4 protein-coding genes are annotated in these 2,607 nt (G+C 59.6%); 2 read left to right on the top strand and 2 right to left on the bottom strand.

Going from position 1 to position 2,607, the window contains the following annotated elements:
- A partial coding sequence (locus D8V06_RS21475) for a 1-acyl-sn-glycerol-3-phosphate acyltransferase (RefSeq protein WP_130931739.1) occupies positions 1-1,091 on the top strand: 1,091 nt, incomplete at its 5' end.
- Between the two features lie 53 nt (positions 1,092-1,144).
- On the opposite strand, the gene D8V06_RS21470 is transcribed toward D8V06_RS21475, so the two are convergent.
- The gene (locus D8V06_RS21470; protein WP_056853250.1) at positions 1,145-1,423 is read right to left on the bottom strand and encodes a hypothetical protein; all 279 of its coding nucleotides are present in this window, start codon (positions 1,421-1,423) and stop codon (positions 1,145-1,147) included.
- Between the two features lie 193 nt (positions 1,424-1,616).
- Between D8V06_RS21470 and D8V06_RS21465 the strand changes: the two genes are divergently transcribed.
- Entirely contained in the window at positions 1,617-1,823 is a 207-nt protein-coding gene (locus D8V06_RS21465) for a hypothetical protein (protein ID WP_034149566.1), read from the top strand.
- 179 nt (positions 1,824-2,002) lie between these two features.
- Here D8V06_RS21465 and D8V06_RS21460 read toward each other — a convergent pair whose 3' ends face one another.
- Positions 2,003-2,587 carry a YajG family lipoprotein gene (locus tag D8V06_RS21460; RefSeq protein WP_056853251.1) on the bottom strand — a complete coding sequence of 195 codons (585 nt, stop codon included), beginning with the start codon at positions 2,585-2,587 and terminating at the stop codon, positions 2,003-2,005.
- Positions 2,588-2,607 lie beyond the last annotated feature (20 nt).

The raw sequence follows: 2,607 nt of genomic DNA, 5'->3' as shown, positions 1-2,607 counted from the left end.
ACAAGGCGTTTCTAGATATCCTCACCCACTTCCGCTTCCCGCGTTTTGCCGGTGCTTTAGGCTGGGCACTCAAACCCCTTATAGCTCATCGGCTGCGCCGTGAGTTCGCTGGCGTCAATTCGGTCGCCACTTTGCAGGACAAAGTCGAGGTTTACGTCGACCACACCATTGAACGCGCCACCGATGGGGTCACCTATTCCGGTGTCGAGCAGTTCAAGTCCGGCAGCGCCTATCTGTTCATTGCCAATCACCGCGACATCGTGATGGATCCGGCCTTCGTCAACTACGCCGTGTACCACGCCGGCCTGCCGACCCCGCGTATCGCAATTGGTGACAACCTGCTGCAAAAGCCCTTTGTCAGTGACCTGATGCGTCTGAACAAGAGCTTCATCGTGCACCGTTCGATTACGGGTCGCCGCGAGAAGATGGCGGCGTATCAACTGTTGTCAGCGTATATCAATCATTCGATCCGTAACGATTGCGCCTCGATCTGGATCGCCCAGGCCGAAGGCCGGGCCAAGGACGGCGATGACCGTACCGAGTCGGCGATCCTCAAGATGTTCCACATGAGCCGCAAGGACGAACCGTTCGGCGAAGTGATCCGTTCGCTGAACCTCACGCCTGTGTCGATCAGCTACGAATATGACCCTTGCGACCAGGCCAAGGCCCGCGAGCTCTACATCCGCGCCACCACCGGCACTTACACCAAGGCGCCGGGCGAAGATGACGTGAGCATCGCCAAGGGCATCACCGGCTACAAGGGCCGGGTGCACGTGAACTTTGCCGCGCCGATCACCGAGCTGTTCGAAGACACCAAGCAATTGGCCGTCGAAATGGACAAGCAAATTCTGGGCGGGTACCGCTTGTTCCCGGTGCACTACCTGGCTTATGCACAATGGACAGACGCCGACCCGCAATTGCAGGTACCGAGCGCTGCCGAGATGTTCGCGGCGGACGAATTGGCCAAGGCCCAGGAGCAATGGCAGCAACGCCTGGACGCTTGCCCTGAAGAGCATCGTCCGTACCTGGTGCTGCAATATGCAACACCGGTGCGCAATCAGTACCGGGTCAAGGCTGGACTGCCGTTGTAAGCGGTTTCGGCTGGATACGATAACGGCGCCTTCGGGCGCCGTTTTTGTTGAATCTAGACTTGCGTGCTGATCCACGACACCAGCAATGCCAGCCCCATGCAGGCGAAGCCGAAGCTGTAGAAAAACCGGTTCATGCGCAGGGTGGCCCAGTCCAGCGTCGGTTCTTCGCTGGGGCGACTCTCGCGTTGCGCTTGCAGATTGGCCATCGCGCGTTGTTCACGACGACGGGTGGCATGCAGCAACCAGCCGCCCGGAAAGGCGAAGAACAAGGCCAGCAGATTGATCAACTTGGCGGGATGGGCGGTAAACAGCGTCATCAAATGCAGCGACATCACAAACCTCAAGCAAAACCGGTGTGGCGAGCGCCAGACCGACGACCGCGGCGCGGATTCTACCGAAAGCCTCTGTACCTGCACTCCCCTTTACGACAAATAACGAAACAAATGACCAATGGCTGTCCTGCGTCACAGCTTCGTCATCTGCATCGGCGAACATGCGCGCCTCGAAACCGACACGGACTGCGTCATGCTTCACGCCGAAAACCAGGATCGCCTCTATCTCATCGCCCACAACGACGAACAACAAACCCTCGTCGGCAGCCTCGCCTTCAATGTTCAGGACCGCCATTGGCTGGTGTATTGCGCACTCGGCGGCCACCAACATGCGGATTTGCCGGAGGCGGATTTGCTGACCGGAGTCAGTGTGCTGGACTTCTACTCGCAAGCCGCGTGATACCTCGCCCCCTGCAGGAGCGAGGCTTGCCCGCGATCGCGCACTGTCAGTCGACAACAATGTTGAATGTCATGCCGCCATCGCGAGCAAGCTCAGCTCCTACAGGGAAGGGTGTACATCAGACATGAAAAAGCCCGGGACCATTGCTGGCACCGGGCTTTCTTACATCTTGCGAACGCTTATTCGCCGAGTACCTGACCCACGGTCGGGTCCTTGAACAGACGGGTCAACGCATCGCTCAACACATCGCTGACCAGCTTGGTGTTGGTTTCCTGGTTCGGCGCCATGCCGAAACGCTGGTCCAGGGACGCACCGTAGCGACCGCTGTAGCGACGGTTGGCGTTCTGCACATCGGAGCGGAAAGTCGCGCCAATAGTGGCCTCGGTCACATACATGCCCTCTTTAGGCGACTGATACTTCAATTCAGCCAGGGTCACGGTGATTTGCGGCGCGTTCGGCGCGTTGGTGCTCGGGGTGAACCCCAGCAGCCGCACGGCCGCTTCGGCCTGGGCTTGCAGTTTCGGCAGGATCTGCGCGCCCTGCACGGTAATCGCGCTGGTTTCCGGATACAGACCGCCGCGGGTACCCAGGGTCGGCGACGGACGACCGTCGACTACACGCACCACCACCGGCTGTCCGTGGCCGACCGGCGCCAGTTGGGCCGTCAACTTGGGTTCCGGGTTCAGTTGTTGCGGGCTGTGGGCGCAGCCGACCAGCGTCAAGCTGGTCACAGTGATCAAACCGAACAACAGGCGTTGCAACATGCTCTTCTCTCCAGAATCAG

Origin of the sequence: Pseudomonas sp. Sample_24, assembly GCF_004307605.1 — a bacterium.
Lineage (GTDB): Bacteria > Pseudomonadota > Gammaproteobacteria > Pseudomonadales > Pseudomonadaceae > Aquipseudomonas.
This window is presented reverse-complemented; position numbering and strand designations above follow the sequence as displayed.